The sequence below is a fragment of the Kitasatospora sp. NPDC001540 genome, assembly GCF_042894345.1.
Taxonomy (GTDB): Bacteria; Actinomycetota; Actinomycetes; order Streptomycetales; family Streptomycetaceae; genus Kitasatospora; species Kitasatospora phosalacinea_C.
On the sequence record NZ_JBIAVO010000003.1, the window covers coordinates 187,886 to 200,917 of the forward strand.

At 71.7% G+C, this 13,032-nt stretch carries 9 protein-coding genes and 1 tRNA gene; all 10 read right to left on the reverse strand.

Annotated elements, in window-relative coordinates; translation table 11 throughout:
* Positions 1-24: 24 nt before the first annotated feature.
* On the reverse strand, positions 25-1,047 hold the full coding sequence (locus tag ACFY00_RS06065) for a hypothetical protein (protein ID WP_388027713.1): 1,023 nt from the start codon (positions 1,045-1,047) through the stop codon (positions 25-27).
* A gap of 282 nt (positions 1,048-1,329) precedes the next feature.
* Positions 1,330-1,403: transfer RNA gene (locus ACFY00_RS06070), tRNA-Ile, on the reverse strand.
* A gap of 16 nt (positions 1,404-1,419) precedes the next feature.
* On the reverse strand, positions 1,420-2,814 hold the full coding sequence (locus ACFY00_RS06075; protein ID WP_388027716.1) for a class I SAM-dependent methyltransferase: 1,395 nt from the start codon (positions 2,812-2,814) through the stop codon (positions 1,420-1,422).
* Between the two features lie 232 nt (positions 2,815-3,046).
* The gene (locus ACFY00_RS06080; RefSeq protein ID WP_388027718.1) at positions 3,047-3,670 is read right to left on the reverse strand and encodes a DUF3566 domain-containing protein; all 624 of its coding nucleotides are present in this window, start codon (positions 3,668-3,670) and stop codon (positions 3,047-3,049) included.
* A 152-nt stretch (positions 3,671-3,822) separates the two neighbouring features.
* Positions 3,823-6,423, reverse strand: coding sequence for a DNA gyrase subunit A (gene gyrA, locus ACFY00_RS06085; RefSeq protein WP_388027720.1), 2,601 nt, complete (start codon positions 6,421-6,423; stop codon positions 3,823-3,825).
* A gap of 37 nt (positions 6,424-6,460) precedes the next feature.
* Positions 6,461-8,452: a DNA topoisomerase (ATP-hydrolyzing) subunit B gene (gene gyrB / locus ACFY00_RS06090; RefSeq protein WP_388027722.1), complete on the reverse strand. Its 1,992-nt coding sequence runs from the start codon at positions 8,450-8,452 to the stop codon at positions 6,461-6,463.
* 273 nt (positions 8,453-8,725) lie between these two features.
* Positions 8,726-9,238, reverse strand: a complete 513-nt coding sequence (locus ACFY00_RS06095) for a DUF721 domain-containing protein (protein ID WP_033254171.1) — start codon at positions 9,236-9,238, stop codon at positions 8,726-8,728.
* 67 nt (positions 9,239-9,305) lie between these two features.
* On the reverse strand, positions 9,306-10,442 hold the full coding sequence (gene recF, locus ACFY00_RS06100) for a DNA replication/repair protein RecF (protein WP_388027723.1): 1,137 nt from the start codon (positions 10,440-10,442) through the stop codon (positions 9,306-9,308).
* Positions 10,443-10,477: 35 nt separating this feature from the next.
* On the reverse strand, positions 10,478-11,404 hold the full coding sequence (gene gnd, locus ACFY00_RS06105) for a phosphogluconate dehydrogenase (NAD(+)-dependent, decarboxylating) (protein WP_388027725.1): 927 nt from the start codon (positions 11,402-11,404) through the stop codon (positions 10,478-10,480).
* Positions 11,405-11,496: 92 nt separating this feature from the next.
* Entirely contained in the window at positions 11,497-12,627 is a 1,131-nt protein-coding gene (gene dnaN / locus ACFY00_RS06110) for a DNA polymerase III subunit beta (RefSeq protein WP_388027728.1), read from the reverse strand.
* Positions 12,628-13,032: the final 405 nt, after the last annotated feature.

A 13,032-nucleotide genomic window follows, 5' to 3' on the forward strand; every position in this document is an offset into this window, starting at 1 on the left:
GCGCACACGACCGACCGCTACCGGCTACCCCCGGCGCCGCCGCAACCGGGCCAGGTCGCGCCGGATCGTCCGGACGTCCTCGGCCAGGCCGTCCAACCGGGCGTCCACGACGTCGTTCCGCGCCTCCTGCCGGGCGACCCGCTCACCGATCGCGGTGATCACCACCCCCTGGGCCTCCAGCCGCCGCTCGATCGACCCGGCCGACACCACCAGGCCCCCGACCACCGTCGGCAGGTCCTCCAGCGTGAACGCGTACTCCGGCCCCTCCGCGTACGGCGGGACCACCGGCTCGTCCTCCCCCGGCAGGTACGACCCGAACGGCTCCAGCCCGTCGATCCGCCGCCGCCAGGCCGCCACCGACGGGTCCCGCCGGCCCGCCTCGTGCTCGTCCCACCGCAGCTCGCTCCACCGCCGCCACGGCCGCGCCCGGAACGCGTGCACCACCGGCGGCTCCACCACCGGCCGCGCCGCCGCCTCCACCGCGTCCAGCAGCCGGGCGCGCACCCGCCGGGCCACCTCGCTGTCGCGCAGCAGCATCGCCACGTTCAGCACGGCCCGCCGCGAGTAGAGCGCCACGCCGTTGCCACCGCCCTGCGGGCGGCCGTAGGGGTTTTCCACAGGCGAGGTGGGGCCGCTGGGGGTTCCGTCACCTCCTCCGGTACCGCTGACCTGCCAGACCTTCGTTTTGAAGGTCTGGTTCTCGGGGTTATCCACAGGGTGCACCGGTCGCTTGCCCTCGTCGGACCGCCGGTCACCCCCCTGCGGGTCGCTGACCTGCCAGCCGTTCGTTTTGACCGTCTGGTTCTCGGGGTTATCCACAGGCCTGAGGACGGTGAACCCGTTGCTCTCCAGCTCCTGCCGGTGGCGACGGAGCAGGCTGTAGATCGCGTCCTCGTGGACCTCGAAGTAGTCCGCCACCATCCGCGTGGTGACGTACAGCCTGTCGGGCAGCAGGACGAGGGCCTTGACCTCGTCGAGGACTTCGGTGCGCTCGCACAGGCCGCTTCGGAGCGTCCTGGATTCGAGCAGCGCGGCTTCCATGGACATGGGAGTTGCCTCACAGGGTGAACGAAGACATGACGTGGGAACCGCCCTGTCGCCCGGGGCGGGCGGGGCCGGATCATCCGCCGGCCGGAGCAGAGGTCGCGCTACGTCCCACGTCACCCAATGGCCGGTTCTGTCGCCCGGCTATCCCCGACTTCACATCAGTTTCGAGTCAGCTCACCCTGTGTTGCCTCTGCGCACCGGGCTCAACGAGCCACCGGGCGGCGGGTTACGGGCAACACGTCGAAGGCCCCAATCACCAGGTGATCGGGGCCTTCGCGCCGGTGGGCCTAACAGGACTTGAACCTGTGGCCTCTTCCTTATCAGGGAAGCGCTCTAACCGTCTGAGCTATAGGCCCTTGCCGCACTGAAAGATTAGCGGACCGACGGCCGATCTCCCAAATCCATATCCCGGGCCCCCTCCGGACGGCCCTGCTCGCGGTGCTGCTCAGCGACCTCGGCGGCCTCGGCGAGCCACTGCGGGCGGGTCGGGGGGAGGCCGGAGGCGCCCGCGGGGGTGGGGCGGACGGCGAGGACCTGGTTGATGCCGATGTGGTTCTGCTCGAAGGAGACGGCGGAGGCGGCCATGTACAGGCGCCAGACCCGGGCCCGGCCGCGGCCGACCAGGGCGACGGCCTCGGGCCAGTGCGCCTCCAGGTTGGCGACCCACTCGCGCAGGGTGCGGCCGTAGTGCTCGCGCAGCGCCTCGACGTCGCGGACCTCGAAGCCGGCCTCCTCCAGCCGGGAGACCGTGGTGCCGACGGGGGAGAGCTCGCCGTCGGGGAAGACGTACCGGTCGATGAAGGGGGAGAGCCGGTACTCCTCGCCGGGGGGCAGCGGGCGGCGGGCGATCTGGTGGTTGAGCAGGCGGCCGCCGGGGGCGAGCAGCTCGTACAGGTGGCGGGCGTAGACCAGGTACTGGGCGGAGCCGACGTGCTCGGCCATGCCGACGCTGGAGACGGCGTCGAAGGGGCTGTCGGGGACCTCGCGGTAGTCCTGGAGCCGGATCTCGATCCGGTCGGCGAGGCCCGCCTCGGCGACCCGCTGCCGGGCCAGGGCGACCTGCTCGGTGGAGATGGAGACGCCGACCGCGTGGACGCCGTAGTGGCGGGCGGCGTGCAGGACCAGGGAGCCCCAGCCGCAGCCGACGTCCAGCAGGCGCATGCCGGGACGCAGGCCGAGCTTGCGGCAGATCAGGTCGAGCTTGGCGGCCTGGGCGTCCTCCAGGCTCTTGGCGGCGGGCTCCCAGTAGGCGCAGGAGTAGACCATGCTGGGGCCGAGGACGAGCCGGTAGAAGTCGTTGCCGACGTCGTAGTGGTGGCTGATCGCGGCGCGGTCGCGACGGCGGCTGTGGACCCGGCCGCGGCGGTGGCGGACCTCCTCGACCGGGGGAGCGGGGTTCGGGCCGACGGCGCCGAGCCGCAGGGCGGTGGTGAGCAGGCGGCGGCCGGGGGCGCCCAGGTAGTCGCGGGGGCCGATCCGCGGCCGGAGGGCGGCCGGGTCCTCGGCGAAGGCGGTGACGGCGGCCAGCACCTCGTACAGGTCGGTGTCGGGGGCGAGTTCGAGGTCGCCGGAGACGTAGGCGCGGGCCAGGCCGAGTTCGCCGGGGGCCCAGAGCAGGCGGCGCAGCGCGCGGCGGTTGCGCAGGACGACGGTGGGGGCGCCGGCCGGGCCGGCCTGGGAGCCGTCCCAGGCGCGCACCCGCAGGGGGACCGGACGGCCGAGCAGGTCCTCCACCGCGCCGACCAGTTGCTGTGCGTGCTGCCCCATGACGGACCCTCCGACCAGTCGTACCCGCCGGGACGCCCGGTGACCGCCGGAAGCGGCCGGGCGGCCCGCTGGACCGTTCCCGTTCTTCCATCTGTGCACGGTGGCCCGCGGCGCAAACCCCGGCGCGCCGGGCCGTCACCCGATTGCCCGGGAACGACGAAGGGCCCCGGGGACGTCAACGGCCTCCGGGGCCCGGGGAATTCCAGCGGTGCGACGCGGATCCGACGCGGGGTCAGTCCTCTTCGGCGAGGGTCAGCTCGATGCCCCCGGTGAAGCCCGCCGCCGAGTTGTAGATGAAGGCGGCGAGGGTGGCCAGGGCGGTCATCAGGACGATGTCGACCAGGGCGATCAGGGTGGTGAAGAGCATCACCTTGCCGAACCCGATGTAGTCCATCAGGTCGAAGGCGCCGGAGCTGTCGCTGCCGCTGCCGGTGACGTCCTTCAGGGTGCCGCTCAGCGAGGAGAAGACGCCGAGGCCGTCGAGGGTCATCCAGAGCACCGCGGCGGCCACGATGATGATCACACCGAGGGCCAGCGAGAGCAGGAAGCTGACCTTCATCACCGACCACGGGTCGGCCTTGGTGACCCGCAGCCGGGCCTTGCGGGTGCGGCCGGTGCCGCCGCCGGAGGGCGGCGGGCCGGGGCGGCGGGGCTGGCCGCCGGGGCCGCCGGGGACGCGGGTGCCGCGCGGCGGGGTGGGCTGGCCCTTGGCGTACGTGGTGGGCTGGGAGAAGCCGCCCGCGGGCGGGGTGCTCGGCGGGGGCGGGGTCTGGCCCCCGTAGGGCTGCTGGGCGGTTCCGCCCGGCCCGCCCGCCAGGCCGCCCGTGGCACCTCCAGCACCCGTGGCTCCGCTCACCGTGGTCCTCCCGAACCGTCCGCCAGGGCGGTGGCACACCGTCCTGGTCCGTTTTGTGCTCCTGCACCGCGTGCCCCGATGGCCCGCGGTTCAACCCGCGGTGCCCGCTCCGCCGGGGAGGCGGGGCGGGCACCGCAGTACGCGTCCGGGCGTCAGCCCTGTTCGGGCGTGCCGTCCGCGTCCTGCTCGGCGGGGGCCGCGGACCCCGTCTCGTCGACGGCGTCCTCCGCGCCCTCCTCCTCGTCGGCCTCCGCGTTGCGGGCCATGCCCACCACCGCGTCGCGCTTTCCGAGGTTGATCAGTTGGACGCCCATGGTGTCACGTCCGGTTTCACGCACTTCGGAAACCCTGGTCCGGATCACGCCGCCGGACAGCGTGATGGCCATGATCTCGTCGCTCTCCTCGACCACCAGGGCGCCGACCAGCGAGCCCCGGCCCTCGACGATCTTCGCCGCCTTGATACCGAAACCACCGCGCCCCTGGACACGGTACTCGTCAACCGAGGTCCGCTTCGCGTACCCGCCGTCGGTGGCGGTGAAGACGTAGGTGCCGGGCCGCACCACGTTCATCGAGAGCAGTTCGTCGTCCTCGCGGAAGGCCATGCCCTTCACCCCGGAGGTGGCCCGGCTCATCGGGCGCAGCGCCTCGTCGGTGGCCTTGAAGCGGATCGACTGGGCCTTCCTGGAGATCAGCAGCAGGTCGTCGTCGGCGGAGACCAGCTCGGCGCCGATCAGCTCGTCGTCCCGGCCCTCCTCGTCCTGGCGGAGGTTGATCGCGATCAGGCCGCCGGAGCGCGGGGAGTCGTAGTCCTTGAGCAGGGACTTCTTGACCAGGCCGCCCCGGGTGGCGAGGACCAGGTACGGCTTGTCCTCGTAGGTGCGCACGGCCATCACCTGGGTGATGTGCTCCTCCGGCTGGAAGGCCAGCAGGTTGGCGACGTGCTGGCCGCGGGCGTCGCGGCCCGCGTCGGGGAGCTCGTAGCCCTTGGCGCGGTAGACCCGGCCCTTGTTGGTGAAGAACAGGATCCAGTTATGGGTGGTGGTCACGAAGAAGTGGTCGACGATATCGTCCTGCTTCAGCTGCGCGCCGCGCACGCCCTTGCCGCCGCGCTTCTGCGAGCGGTAGAGGTCGGAGCGGGTGCGCTTGACGTAGCCGCCGCGGGTGATGGTGACCACGATGTCCTCCTCGGCGATGAGGTCCTCGATGGAGAGGTCGCCGTCGGAGGGGATCAGGGTGGAGCGCCGCTCGTCGCCGTACTTCTCGACGATCGCGGTGAGCTCCTCGGAGACGATCTCGCGCTGCCGGGAGGGCGAGGCGAGGATCGCGTTGTACTCGTTGATCTTGGCCTGGAGCTCGTCGTGCTCGCTGAGGATGCGGGCGCTCTCCAGGGCGGCCAGGCGGCGCAGCTGCATCTCGAGGATGGCGTTGGCCTGCAGCTCGTCGATGGCGAGCAGCTGCATCAGGCCGGTGCGGGCGGCGTCGGCGCTCTCCGAGGCGCGGATCAGGGCGATCACGGCGTCGATCTGGTCGAGCGCCTTGAGCAGGGCGCGCAGGATGTGCGCGCGCTCCTCGGCCTTGCGCAGCCGGAAGGTGGTCCGGCGGACGATGACCTCGATCTGGTGGGCGACCCAGTGCCGGATGAAGGCGTCCAGCGAGAGGGTGCGCGGCACGCCGTCGACCAGGGCGAGCATGTTGGCGCCGAAGTTGGTCTGCAGGTCGGTGTGCTTGTACAGGTTGTTGAGCACGACCTTGGCGACCGCGTCCCGCTTGAGCACGATGACCAGGCGCTGGCCGGTGCGCGAGGAGGACTCGTCGCGGACGTCGGCGATGCCGGCGATCCGGCCGTCCTTGACCAGGTCGGCGATCTTGAGGGCGAGGTTGTCCGGGTTGACCTGGTACGGCAGTTCGGTGATCACCAGGCACTGGCGGCCCTGGATCTCCTCGACCTCGACCACGGCGCGCATGGTGATCGAGCCGCGGCCGGTGCGGTAGGCGTCCTCGATGCCGCGGCGGCCGACGATCAGCGCGCCGGTCGGGAAGTCGGGGGCCTTGATCCGCTCGATCAGGGCCTCCAGCAGCTCCTCGTTGGAGGCCTCGGGGTGCTCCAGCGCCCAGAGCGCGCCGGAGGCGACCTCGCGCAGGTTGTGCGGCGGGATGTTGGTGGCCATGCCGACCGCGATGCCGGTGGCGCCGTTGATCAGCAGGTTGGGGATCCGCGAGGGCAGGACGGTCGGCTCCTGCTGCCGGCCGTCGTAGTTGGCGGCGAAGTCGACGGTCTCCTCGTCGATGTCGCGCATCATCTCCATCGCCAGCGGCATCATCTTGCACTCGGTGTAGCGCATCGCCGCGGCCGGGTCGTTGCCCGGGGAGCCGAAGTTGCCGTTGCCGTCGACCAGCGGCATCCGCATCGACCAGGGCTGGGCGAGGCGGACCAGGGTGTCGTAGATCGAGGTGTCGCCGTGCGGGTGGTAGTTGCCCATCACGTCGCCGACCACGCGGGCGCACTTGTAGTAGCCCTTCTCGGGCCGGTAGCCGCCGTCGTACATCGCGTAGAGCACGCGCCGGTGCACCGGCTTGAGGCCGTCGCGGACCTCGGGCAGGGCGCGCGAGACGATGACGCTCATCGCGTAGTCGAGGTAGGAGCGCTGCATCTCGGTCTCGAGCTCGATGAGCTCGACCCGGTTGCCGGCCTGGGCGGGGATGGTGCTGTCCTCGGGCTGCTCGCCGCCGTCCGGACGGTTGTCGTCGACCACTGGTGGTCAGTTTCCTTTCAACGATCCTGGGCGGACGTCAGACGTCCAGGAAGCGGACGTCCTTGGCGTTGCGCTGGATGAAGGAGCGGCGGGCCTCGACGTCCTCGCCCATCAGGACGGAGAACAGGTCGTCGGCCCGGGCGGCGTCCTCCAGGGTGACCTGGAGCAGCAGGCGGTGCGCGGCGTCCATGGTGGTGACGCGCAGCTCCTCGGCGTTCATCTCGCCGAGGCCCTTGAAGCGCTGGATCGCGTCGTCCTTCGGGAGCCGCCGGCCGGCCTCGACGCCGGCCGCGATCAGCGCGTCGCGCTCGCGGTCGGAGTAGGCGTACTCGAACTCGTCCCGGCCCCACTTGATCTTGTACAGCGGGGGCATCGCCAGGTAGACGTACCCGGCCTCGACCAGCGGGCGCATGAAGCGGAACAGCAGGGTCAGCAGCAGCGTCCGGATGTGCTGTCCGTCGACGTCGGCGTCGGCCATCAGCACGATCTTGTGGTACCGCAGCTTCTCCGCGTCGTAGTCCTCCTGGATGCCGCAGCCGAAGGCCGAGATCAGCGCCTGGACCTCGGTGTTCTGCAGCACCTTGTCGATCCGGGCCTTCTCGACGTTCAGGATCTTGCCGCGGATCGGGAGGATCGCCTGGGTGCGCGGGTCGCGGCCCTGTTTGGCGGAGCCGCCGGCCGAGTCGCCCTCGACGATGAAGATCTCGCACTCGGACGGGTCCTTGGACTGGCAGTCCGAGAGCTTGCCGGGCAGCGAGGCCGACTCCAGCAGGCCCTTGCGCCGGGTCAGGTCGCGGGCCTTGCGGGCGGCGACCCGGGCGCTGGCGGCCTGGATGGACTTGCGGACGATGTCCGCGGCCTCGTTGGGGTTGCGGTCCAGCCAGTCGGCCAGGTGCTCGTTGACCACCTTCTGCACGAAGGTCTTGGCCTCGGTGTTGCCGAGCTTGTCCTTGGTCTGGCCCTCGAACTGCGGCTCGCCGAGCTTGACCGAGATGATCGCGGTCAGGCCCTCGCGGATGTCCTCGCCGGAGAGGTTGTCGTCCTTCTCGCGGAGCAGCTTCTTGTCGCGCGCGTAGCGGTTCATCAGACCGGTGAGCGCGGCCCGGAAGCCCTCCTCGTGCGTGCCGCCGCCGTGGGTGTGGATGGTGTTGGCGAACGAGTACACGCCCTCGGTGTAGGACGAGTTCCACTGCATGGCGATCTCGACCGAGATCGTCTTGTCCTTGTCCTCGGCCTCGAAGTCGATCACCGAGGGGTGGACCACCTCGCCCTTGCGGGAGTTGAGGTGGGCGACGAAGTCCGCGATGCCGCCGTCGTACCGGTAGGTGACGGAGAGCGGATTGCCCTCCTCGTCCAGGTGCTCGGGGCGCTCGTCGGTCAGCGCGATGGTCAGGCCCTTGTTGAGGAAGGCCATCTCCTGGAAGCGCCGGGAGAGCGTCTCGAAGGAGTAGACGGTGGTCTCGAAGATGTCCGGGTCGGCCCAGAAGGTGACCGTGGTGCCGGTCTCCTCGGTCTCCTCGTGCCGCGCCAGCGGGGCGGTCGGGGCGCCGGACTTGTACTCCTGCGTCCAGCGGGCGCCGTCGGTGCGGATGTCCACCGCCAGGCGGGTGGAGAGCGCGTTCACCACCGAGATGCCGACGCCGTGCAGACCGCCGGAGACCGCGTAGCCGCCGCCGCCGAACTTGCCGCCCGCGTGCAGGACGGTCAGCACGACCTCGACGGCCGGCTTGTCCTGGCCCGGCATGATGCCGACCGGGATGCCTCGGCCGTTGTCCACCACCCGCACGCCGCCGTCGGCCAGGATCGTGACGCCGATGGTGTCGGCGTGCCCCGCCAGCGCCTCGTCGACCGAGTTGTCGACGATCTCGTAGACGAGGTGGTGCAGGCCGCGCTCACCGGTCGAGCCGATGTACATGCCCGGGCGCTTGCGGACGGCGTCGAGGCCTTCCAGCACCTGGATCGCGCTGGCGTCGTAGGCCTTCTGGTCGGACGGGTCTGGGGTCTGGCTGGGGTTGCCGGAATCGGCCACGAAGCGCCCTCTCTGGCACAGCGCGGGCCGCGCCCCTGTCCGTCCGTCCGGGCAGGTGTGCGACCACGGCGTTTCGACTCTGTTGCTCCACGCAACGTTGTTTGCTCTTCAGTCTACCGGTACGACCGACAGAGAGGGGCGTTTGGCAGCCTCTGAGGGCAGATGTGCCGCCCTGAATCCCCTCGGGACGTGTCCCGATACTCGCCAGGGGGGCTCAGAGCGCCTGGCAGGGCCGCCAGCGATTCCGGAAGATCCCGGTCCGCTCCGCCCGGCTCAGCCCCAGGTGTCGCCCGGCCCCTTGCTCCCGGGCGCCCGCAGCCGCCCGTAGCCGCGCACCGGGGCGTCCGGCCCCAGCACCTTGATCACCCGGACCGTCCCGTGCCCCAGCTCGTGGTTCAACCGGGCCACCAACTGCCGCGCCAGCAGCCTGAGTTGAGTGGCCCAGGCGGTGGAGTCGCACTGCACGGTGAGCACCGCCTCGTCCTCCGCGTACGACTTCGGCTCGCAGTGCGCGGCGATGTCCGGCCCGACGATCTGCGACCAGCGGCCCATCACCCCGCCGACCGCGGCCGGGGCCTCCCAGCCCCGCTCGGTGATCAGGCGGTTCAGCGCGGCCCCCAGCGGCACCGGGTCCCGCCCGTCCGCCCGGGCGCCGCTGCGCAGGCCGGTCCGCTTGGCCTCCCGCCGCTCGCGCACCTGCTCGCCGCGCTGCCTGGCCTGCTCCTTGGCGGCGCGCAGCGCCACCCGGGCCAGGTCCACGCCCGAAAGCTCCGGCCCCTCCGCCATCACGCTCCATCCCCAGGCTGTGGACAACTGTTCCGACGAGCCGCCCAGGCTACGTGGTTCCCGGGGCTCACGGGGTCAGCCGGTCCACCGAGCCGCCCGAGACGCCGTACCGGGCGCCGTGCAGCGCCTTCGGCACGTCCTCGGCCACCGCGGCGGTGACCAGCACCTGCTCGCCCCCGGCCACCAGCTCGGCCAGCCGGTCCCGGCGGCGGGCGTCCAGCTCGGCGAAGACGTCGTCCAGCACCAGCACCGGCTCCCCGCCCTCGGCGCGCAGCAGCTCGTACGAGGCCAGCCGCAGCGCCAGCGCGTAGGACCAGGACTCGCCGTGGCTGGCGTAGCCCTTGGCGGGCAGCGGGCCCAGCCGCAGCAGCAGTTCGTCGCGGTGCGGGCCGACCAGGGTCAGGCCGCGCTCGACCTCCTGCTTGCGGGCGTTCTGCAGGGCCGCCAGCAGTTGCCGCTCGGCCTGCTCGCGGCTGGTGGGCAGCTCGCCCTCGAAGGAGGAGCGGTACTCCAGGACGGTGTCCCCGCCGCCGGGGGCGAGCTGCTGGTAGGCCTCGGCGACCAGCGGCTGCAGGGCGGCCACCAGCTGGATCCGGAAGGCGGTCAGCTCGGCGCCGGCCCGGGCCAGGTGGCCGTCCCAGACCTCCAGGGTGGCCAGGTCGGCGGACTTGCCGCCGCCCGCCCGGCGGGCCATCGCGGCGGTCTTCAGCAGGGCGTTGCGCTGCTTGAGCACCCGCTCGTAGTCGGAGCGCACCCCGGCCAGCCGGGGGGCCCGGGCGGTCAGCAGCTCGTCCAGGAAGCGGCGGCGCTCGCCCGGGTCGCCCTTGACCAGGGCGAGGTCCTCGGGGGCGAACAGCACGGTGCGCAGCACGCCCAGCACGTCCCGCGGGCGGACGTTGTCGGAGCGGTTCAACCGGGCCCGGTTGGCCTTGCCCGCGGTCAGCTCCAGCTCGACCAGGGTGGTGCGGCCGCCCTGGGCGACCACGCTGGCCCGGATCACCGCCCGCTCGGCGCCGAGCCGGATCAGCGGGGCGTCGGTGGCCACCCGGTGGCTGCCCAGGGTGGCGACGTAGCCGACCGCCTCGACCAGGTTGGTCTTGCCCTGGCCGTTGGGGCCGACGAACGCGGTGACGCCCGGGTCGAGCGGGACCTCGACCCGGGCGTAGGAACGGAAGTCGGCGAGCGACAGGTGCGCGACGTGCATGGCGTGGACTGCGCTCGCCTTCTGTCCGGGGCCGCTTACTTGGACTCGACCGCGTGGCCGCCGAACTGGTTGCGCAGCGCGGCGATCATCTTCATCTGCGGGGAGTCGTCCTGGCGGGAGGCGAAGCGGGCGAACAGCGAGGCGGTGATCGCGGGCAGCGGCACCGCGTGGTCGATGGCGGCCTCGACCGTCCAGCGGCCCTCGCCGGAGTCCGCGGCCCAGCCCTTGAGCTTGGCCAGGTGCTCGTCGTCGTCCAGCGCCCGGACGGCCAGGTCGAGCAGCCAGGAGCGGATGACGGTGCCCTCCTGCCAGCTGCGGAACACCTCGCGCACGTCGGTGACCTCGGGGGCCGCCTCCAGCAGCTCCCAGCCCTCGGCGAAGGCCTGCATCATCGCGTACTCGATGCCGTTGTGGACCATCTTGGCGAAGTGGCCGGCGCCGACCTTGCCCGCGTGCACCGAGCCGAAGTCGCCCTCGGGCTTGAGCGCGTCGAAGACCGGCTGGACCTTGGCGACGTCGGCCGCCTCGCCGCCGTACATCAGCGCGTAGCCGTTCTCCAGGCCCCAGACGCCGCCGGAGACGCCGCAGTCGACGAAGCCGATGCCCTTCTCGGCGAGCAGCTCGGCGTGCTTGACGTCGTCGGTCCAGCGCGAGTTGCCGCCGTCGACCACCACGTCGCCGGGGGAGAGCAGCTCGGCCAGGTGCTCGACGGTCTCCTGGGTCGGGCCGCCGGCCGGGACCATCACCCACACCACGCGGGGGGCCTCCAGCTTGGTGACCAGCTCCTCGACGCTGTCGACGTCGGCGAGGTCCGGGTTGCGGTCGTAGCCGATGACGGTGTGGCCGGCGCGGCGGATGCGCTCGCGCATGTTGCCGCCCATCTTGCCGAGACCGATGAGGCCGAGCTCCATGACAAGTCCTTCACTGTGGTGTCGTGCCTGATGGCGGCGCCGTTGCCGCACCCACTGAGCCTACGCCGACGCCGAGGGCGCGCCGGGCAGCCACAGGGGCGCGGAGGCGGTCCGCCCCTCGCGCCCCTGGTGGTGACGGCCGGTCAGCCGGAGAGGCGGACCGGCATGATCAGGTACTGGTAGGCCTCGTCCGGCTCCGCGTCGACCGCGGGCTTGCCGGTGAGCAGGGCCGGCTTGGTCGGGGTGGTGAAGCTCAGCTGCGCGTACGCGGCGTCGATCGCCTTGAGCCCCTCCTCCAGGTAACCCGGGTTGAAGGCGATCGAGATGTCGTCGCCCTCCAGGTCGGCGTCGATCCGCTCGGTGGCCTGCGCGTCGTCGCCCGAGCCGGCCTCCAGGGTGAGGACGCCCTGCTCGAAGTTCAGCCGGACCGGGGTGTTGCGCTCGGCCACCAGCGAGACGCGCTTGAGCGCCTCCAGGAAGGGCTGGGTCTGCACCGCGGCGACCGCCGAGAACTCGGTCGGGAAGATCGACCGGAACTTGGGGAACTCGCCCTCCAGCAGGCGGGTGGTCGTCCGCCGGCCGGCGCCCTCGAAGCCGATCAGGCCCTCGCCCGCGCCGCCGGTGGACAGCGCGATGGTGACCTGGTCGCCGCTGCCCAGCGACTTGGCGATGTCCTGCAGGGTCTTGGCGGGGACGAGCGCGACCGCGTTGATGTCGTCCTGCTCGGGCTTCCAGAGCAGCTCGCGGACGGCGAAGCGGTACCGGTCGGTGGCGGCCAGGGTGATCCCGCTGCCGTTGATCTCGACCCGGACGCCGGTGAGCACCGGCAGGGTGTCGTCGCGACCGGCGGCGACCGCGGCCTGGCTGACCGCCGAGGCGAACACGTCGCCCGGGACGGTGCCGGTGGCGGTCGGCATCTGCGGCAGCGCCGGGTACTCGTCGACCGGGAGGGTCGGCAGGGTGAAGCGGGAGGTGCCGCAGACCACGCTGACCCGGGCGCCGTCGGTGGAGATCTCCACCGGGCGGTTCGGCAGGTTGCGCGAGATGTCGTTGAGCAGGCGGCCGGAGACCAGGACGGTGCCGGCCTCCTCCACGTCCGCCTCCAGCTCGACCCGGGCCGACACCTCGTAGTCGAACCCGGACAGCGCCAGGCTGCCCTCCTGCGCGGTCAGCAGCAGGCCGGCCAGCACCGGCACCGGCGGCCGCGCGGGGAGGCTGCGGGCAGCCCAGGCCACCGCCTCCGCGAGGACATCACGCTCCACCCGGAACTTCACCGGTAACCGCCTCCTGGCTGCTGTCGCCGCACGGCGGCCGGTACCGCCCGCCGTGCTGTTGATCGTCTGATCCTCTTGCGGCCCCCGGGAGGCACCGGGCGGATCCGCTCCGCCCCGTCCTGCTTCCGGTTGCCGAAGGACAGTCTGACGTACTCGGCTGACAGCCGGGGCAGATGGGCACAAGCGGGCCGAACAAATGTCGGGGCCCGGTTGTCCACAGATTCGGGCCACCCCCACTGTTGATCAAGCTCCGAGCTCTCTATGTGTAGCAGTAGTAGTAGGGCCTGTGGATACCGTGGATAACCCCGTTTTCGCAGCTCAGGGGCCAGATTTTGTCCACAGGACCTGTGGACGGCGGCTGTGGACAACCAGACCCCGCTGTGGACAGCGGAGAGTAATCCACAG

Coding starts and splice junctions, on each gene's coding strand:
- ACFY00_RS06065 (WP_388027713.1), bottom strand. CDS start 1,047: ATGTCCATGGAAGCCGCGCTGCTCGAATCCAGGACGCTCCGAAGCGGC.
- ACFY00_RS06075 (WP_388027716.1), bottom strand. CDS start 2,814: ATGGGGCAGCACGCACAGCAACTGGTCGGCGCGGTGGAGGACCTGCTC.
- ACFY00_RS06095 (WP_033254171.1), bottom strand. CDS start 9,238: ATGGCGGAGGGGCCGGAGCTTTCGGGCGTGGACCTGGCCCGGGTGGCG.
- recF (WP_388027723.1), bottom strand. CDS start 10,442: ATGCACGTCGCGCACCTGTCGCTCGCCGACTTCCGTTCCTACGCCCGG.